Origin of the sequence: Streptomyces sp. NPDC056503, assembly GCF_042794995.1 — a bacterium.
In the GTDB taxonomy this organism is placed as follows: Bacteria; Actinomycetota; Actinomycetes; order Streptomycetales; family Streptomycetaceae; genus Streptomyces.
Genome location: NZ_JBHTST010000236.1, coordinates 1 through 5546, shown reverse-complemented (window position 1 = coordinate 5546; position 5546 = coordinate 1). Strand labels below are relative to the sequence as shown.

At 74.6% G+C, this 5546-nt stretch carries 5 protein-coding genes and 2 pseudogenes; 5 read left to right on the top strand and 2 right to left on the bottom strand.

Annotated features, from left to right (window positions below; all coding sequences use genetic code 11):
• Positions 1–318 (top strand): annotated as a pseudogene (gene manB, locus ACFQ8C_RS36350) (phosphomannomutase/phosphoglucomutase); the annotation flags it as partial.
• Positions 319–389: 71 nt separating this feature from the next.
• Here the strand turns inward: manB and ACFQ8C_RS36345 are convergent.
• Both ACFQ8C_RS36345 and ACFQ8C_RS36340 read right to left on the bottom strand, forming a co-directional pair.
• Positions 390–1556, bottom strand: a complete 1167-nt coding sequence (locus ACFQ8C_RS36345; RefSeq protein ID WP_383466146.1) for an IS701 family transposase — start codon at positions 1554–1556, stop codon at positions 390–392.
• A 331-nt stretch (positions 1557–1887) separates the two neighbouring features.
• A complete protein-coding gene (locus ACFQ8C_RS36340; RefSeq protein ID WP_383466150.1) occupies positions 1888–2079 on the bottom strand; it encodes a hypothetical protein in 192 nt (63 codons plus the stop codon).
• Between ACFQ8C_RS36340 and ACFQ8C_RS36335 the strand changes: the two are divergent.
• The 4 genes and pseudogenes from ACFQ8C_RS36335 to ACFQ8C_RS36320 all read left to right on the top strand — a co-directional run.
• Positions 2053–2124: pseudogene (locus ACFQ8C_RS36335) on the top strand (TetR/AcrR family transcriptional regulator); the annotation flags it as partial. The gene ACFQ8C_RS36340 and the pseudogene ACFQ8C_RS36335 sit on opposite strands and share 27 nt — an antisense overlap.
• A 15-nt stretch (positions 2125–2139) precedes the next feature.
• On the top strand, positions 2140–2835 hold the full coding sequence (locus ACFQ8C_RS36330) for a hypothetical protein (protein WP_383466148.1): 696 nt from the start codon (positions 2140–2142) through the stop codon (positions 2833–2835).
• Between the two features lie 306 nt (positions 2836–3141).
• Positions 3142–4047, top strand: a complete 906-nt coding sequence (gene galU, locus ACFQ8C_RS36325) for a UTP--glucose-1-phosphate uridylyltransferase GalU (protein ID WP_383466144.1) — start codon at positions 3142–3144, stop codon at positions 4045–4047.
• Positions 4048–4248: 201 nt separating this feature from the next.
• Positions 4249–5292: a ParB/RepB/Spo0J family partition protein gene (locus ACFQ8C_RS36320; RefSeq protein ID WP_383466142.1), complete on the top strand. Its 1044-nt coding sequence runs from the start codon at positions 4249–4251 to the stop codon at positions 5290–5292.
• Positions 5293–5546: the final 254 nt, after the last annotated feature.

Genomic DNA, 5546 nt, shown 5'->3' with positions numbered 1-5546 from the left:
GCCGCGCTGGGTGGGCAGGAGGGGCCGTTGTCCGGGCTGGTCGCCTCCTATGACCGGTATGCCGGGTCCGGTGAGATCAACTCCACCGTCGCCGATCAGGCCGCCCGCACCGCAGCGGTCAGGGCCGTCTACGGCGACCAGGACGGCGTCGTCCTGGACGAGCTTGACGGGCTGACTGTTTCCTCGGCCGACTGGTGGTTCAACCTGCGTGCGTCCAACACGGAGCCGTTGCTGCGTCTGAACGTCGAGGCGCGGGATGCGGCCACCATGGCGAAGATCCGTGACGAGGTCCTCGCCCTCGTCCGCACCACCACCTGACACCCCGCTCGCCCGGCCACCCGCCCCCGCCCGGCTGCGGCGGTCACGCCGCGCCGGGGAGGCGGTGGCGGTCACGCCGCGCCGGGGAGGCGGTGGTGCAGGGGGCCGGGAGCGGCGTCGTAGGCGTACGCGGCGGAGACCAGGGTCATGTGGTGGTGCCAGCCCGGGTACGAGCGTCCCTCGAAGTCGAGGAGGCCGTACGCGTCGGCCAGGCGGCGCGTCGTCGTGGCGGGCGCGCCCTGGTGGAGGGTCAGATGGAGGAGGTCGTCCATCCGGTGGCGGGTCAGGGTCGTCAGCCAGAACGGGCCGTTGCGGCGCTGGGTGAACAGGCGGCAGGGCTGCGGGACGTCGGGCAGGCGCACCAGGGTCGAGTGGACCCGCATCGCCTTGGGGTGCCGGAGCCGGCCCAGGGCGGCGACGCCGGCGGCGGTGAGTTCGGTGCCGTTGGGGAGGCCGGCGGGGGTGAGCGTGAGGGACGGCGGGACGGCGACGAGCAGGTCCCAGCCCCGGGAGGCGAGCGCGGCGACGAGCTCTCCCGCCTTCGCGGTCCGGCTCAGGTCCGCGACCAGGGGCGCGCGGGGCGCGTCACGGACGGCGTCGGCCAGGTCCAGGATGAGCGAGGCGGGGGAGCGGTAGGGGGTCGCGGGGTCTATCCGGGCGCGACGCCGCCGGTCGGGGTCGGCGAGCCAGGGCTCCGGGAGCAGCAGGCGCCAGTCGACCGGGATGCCGGTGCCCTCGTCGAGGGAGGCGAAGATCCCGATACCGAGCTGGCAGTTGAGGGTCTTTCCGGCGGACGGGTCGAACCGGCGGTGCACGCCGACGGAGTGGGAGCCGCGCTTGGGCAGCACGGCCTGTCCCACGGTCCAGGCGACGGGCGTGTGCCGCTCGCCGATCCAGCGCAGGAGTTCACGGCGGGCGGGCTCCCACTCCCAGGGGCTCGCGTTGATGAACTGCTGGAGCGACTGGTAGGCGGTGGGGGAGTCCGTGACCGAGGCGGCGAGCTGCCGTACGGACTTCTTGCCCGTCGCGGTCAGCAGCCCCTGGAGGTAGACCCGTGCCCAGCGCCGCTGGTCGGCGCGGGACAGATGGCCGAAGAGCCGCTCGGTGTAGTCGGTCAGGGCCGGGTCCGTCGCGGGGGTGCCGTCGGTGCCGCGGTCGGGTGCCGAGGACCGCGGCAGGGCCTGCGGCGGGGACTGCGGCAGGGCCTGCGGCAAGGGGTGGGACAAAGGGTGGGTCACGGGCTGGGGTAAGGGCTGGTGTAACCGCTCGCGCGGCGTCCGCGCGCGCTGCGTGTCCGTGGCTCTGGGAGCCAGGGGCAGGGTCAGTGCCGTCATCTCTCCGCCTCCTCGGCAACGGCCGGTGGGTGTCGGCCGGGCGATCCATTGGGCGATCCATCTCTTCACAGAATACAGAACGATCGTTTTTTTTCTAGCTCTGGTCTGGTCTTCGTGAGGCGACTTCGGCAGGTTGGGTCCGGGCGGCCGGCGGGACCCGGCGGCCGGGGGACGTCTTCGCCAAGTAGCCCTCGCGCCGCGGGCGGACGGCGGGGCAGGCTGCGGTGCCGCCCCGTCAGGGACGGCGCGTGCCGGCGAGTCCCGGCACGCGTCGGCGCGTGGTCGACGCGTGCCGATGCGCATCGACGCGTATCGGCGGGGCAGTGACGATCCGAATGGCAGTGATGAATCCGTGGTGAAACAAACGCGCGCCGTGCGCACCCGCCAGCACCTTCTCTCCGTGGCCGCGGTCGAATTCGACCATCACGGATACGAGGGGACCTCGTACTCCCGGCTGAGCCGCCGGGCCGGGATTTCCGTGGGTGCGGTGACCTTCCATTTCGAGGCGAAGGCCGATCTCGCCGCCGCCGTGGTGCAGTGCGGTACGGCCCTGACCCGGAGCGTCGTCGGCGACGTCACGCGGCACGGCGGCCGGGCCGTCGACACCGCCTCCGGCCTGCTGCTCGCGCTCGGGGCGCTGGTCGAGCGCGAGGCGGCCGTCCGGGCCGCGATGCGGCTCACCCAGGAGGGCGGGCGGTCGGGCCCGCCGTGGTGCGGCGCGTGGATCCCGTCCTTCCAGGACCTGCTCGAACAGGCCGCCGCGAAGGGGGAGCTGGCGCCGGGCGTCGAGCCCCGCCCGGTCGCGCGGATCGCCTGCCACCTGCTGTGCGGTACCGCCTGGCGCGTCCGCCGCCGGCCCGCCGCGCTGCCCGGCCGGGCACTGGACGAGCTGCGCGAACTCTGGCGACTCGTGTGCCGGGGCGTCACCGCGGGCCCACACCCCGGCCAGTACGCCGGCCCGCATCCCGGCCCGCACTCCGGTCCGCACCCGGGCCCGTACGCCGGGACTTCCGCCGGTTCGCCCGCCGGCCCTCCGGTCGGCTCGTCCGCCGGACTCGGGGGTGTGCCGTCCGTCGAACTCCCGGGCGCCCCGGTCGCCGGACTCCGGGCCGTCCCGCCCGCCGGTCACGTGCCGCCCGTCCCGCCGGAGCGCCCGGGCGTCCCGCCGCAGGGCGGCGCCTGACCCTCGGGCGCGCCCCGGGCCGCACCCCTCCGCCGCCGTCCGCGTCCCGTCCGCGTCCCGTCCGCGCCCCGCCCCGCCCCGTCCGCGTCCCGCCCGAGCCCTGTCCGCGCCCCGTGCCGCCCCCGCCCCGACCGTCGTTCCCCCGCGGTCGGGGCATTCGTGTGCGTACGGGATCCGGAATGCCACGCACCGCATTTCTCCTATTCGCCGGGGGCGGCCCGCACTACTTTGATGAAATGCCGAAGTGGGGTCCGGGAGAACGGCGGGAAGTGCTTTTCCGGGGCGGGATTACCTAGCCTCTCAGCCATGTCGAAAACACCTTCCCCCATCACCAAGGCGGTCATTCCCGCGGCCGGTCTCGGCACCCGGTTCCTGCCGGTCACCAAGGCCACGCCGAAGGAGATGCTGCCGGTCGTCGACAAGCCCGCGATCCAGTACGTCGTGGAGGAGGCGGTCGCCGCCGGCATGGCGGACATCCTCATGGTCACGGGCCGGAACAAGCGGGCCCTGGAGGACCACTTCGACCGCAACCACGAGCTGGAGGAGGCCCTGGCCCGCCGGGGCGACCAGGACAAGCTGGACAGCGTCTGCGCCTCCACCGAACTCGCCGACATCCACTACGTGCGCCAGCGGGACCCCCTCGGCCTCGGACACGCCGTGCTGTGCGCCGCCCCGCACGTCGGCCACGAGCCCTTCGCGGTGCTCCTGGCCGACGACCTCATCGACCCCCGCGACCCGCTGCTGGCCCGGATGACCGAGGTCCGCGAGCGTCACGGCGGCAGCGTGGTGGCCCTCATGGAGGTCGGGCCCGACCGCATCCACCAGTACGGCTGCGCCGCCGTACGCCCGATGGCGGGCAGCGACGGCGTCCGCGTCACCGACCTGGTGGAGAAGCCCGCGCCCGGCACCGCGCCCAGCAACCTGGCCGTGATCGGGCGCTACCTGCTCGATCCGGAGATCTTCGCCGAGCTGCGCCGGACCCGTCCGGGGCGCGGCGGCGAGATCCAGCTGACCGACGCGCTGCGGGGGCTGGTCGAGCGGGGCCGGCCCGTGCACGGCGTCGTCTTCGGCGGCCGCCGCTACGACACCGGTGACCGCGCCGAGTACCTCCAGGCCACCGTCCGCCTCGCCTGCGAGCGGGAGGACCTCGGTCCCGGATTCCGTTCCTGGCTACGGGACTTCGTCGGCACCCAGGAGCTCGTGGGTGTCTGACCGGCCGCTTCCTCCGGTGGTGGGCGAGTGCGCAAGACCCGCGGTCGCCCACCACCGACCGCCCCCCGGGCGGCGAGTTGCCAGAGTCGCGCCGGGAGCTTCCGCCCGATGGTTGTTACCGAACGGTAGTTACTTACTGTCCTCCTGGGTACGCCGAACGAACCCGGCGCCCGGGCCCCACTCCCGGAAGGAGGTGAACCCATGAATCTCCGAAAACTCCCCACACCCATGACGGGCACCACCCCGATCGCCGACGCCGCCGGCGCGGTGGCCAGGGTGCCGACCACGGCCCTGCGGACCGCCGACTCGCCCCGGACCGTCGGACTCGACGAGGAGTACGCCCGCACCCTGGCCACCGCCGACGGCCCCTACCGACCGCTCCTCGTCCACCGCGCCACCATGCGGGTCATCGACGGCACCCACCGGCTGCGCGCCGCTCGGCTCCGCGGCCACCACACCGTCGACGTCGTGTTCTTCGACGGCAGCGCCGAGGACGCCTTCGTCCTCTCCGTGGAGGCGAACATCCGCCACGGACGCCCGCTCACCCGCCGGGAACGCACCGCCGCCGCCCTGCGGATCCTCCGGACCCACCCGGACTGGTCCGACCGCTTCCTGGCCGACCGCACCGGGCTGTCCGCCCGGACCGTCGCCGCACTGCGCGTCCGGGCGACCGGGCAGACGGCGGCGGACGGAAGGATCGGCCGCGACGGCCGCATCCGCCCCCTGGACCCGGTGCGCGGCCGGGAGGCCGCGGCCCGCCTGCTCGCCGACCATCCCCAGGCGTCGCTCCGGGAGATCGCCCGGGCCGCCGGCATCGCCCCGTCGACCGTACGGGACGTCCGGCGCCGGATCGGCGAAGGAGCCGACCCGGTACCCGCCGGTCAGCGGCGCGCCCGCCCTCCGCTCCCCGGCGACCGCGGCCTGTCCGGCGTGCCCGGCACGGTCGGCGGCTCCACCGGACCCGGCTCGTCCGCCGCGCCCGGTCAGCGACTCGCCGCGCTGGTGCCCGCGCTCTGCAAGGACCCCCTGCTCCGTCTCAGCGAGGCGGGCCGGCTCCTGCTGCGGATGCTGGACCTCCAGGTCAGCGCCCTGCGTCAGCGGGAGCGGATCATCGCCGCGGTCCCCCCGTACCGCGCCGAGACGGCGGCCGCCGCGGCCGCGCAGTGCGCGCGGGACTGGCAGGAACTGTCGGACGAGCTCCGCCGGCGGGGCTCCGCGGCGTCCTCGGCGGAGGACTCCGCCTGAACGCGCCCGCACCACCCGCGCCATCCGCGCCACTCGCCCGCACCTCTGTCATCGCCCCACCCCCCACATCCCCCCACATCCCCATCCCCCACCCCCTGCTCCCTTGTGTTCGAAGGGCGCCCTTCCCCGCTCGGAAGGCCGCCCCCCGTGTTGAAAGGACTGGTTGGTCATGTCGGTTGTCGAGAGTGCGCGTCCGGGTCCGGACGCGAACGCGGCGGCGAGTGGTGGTGAGCCGGCGCCGGTGAGGCTGGACG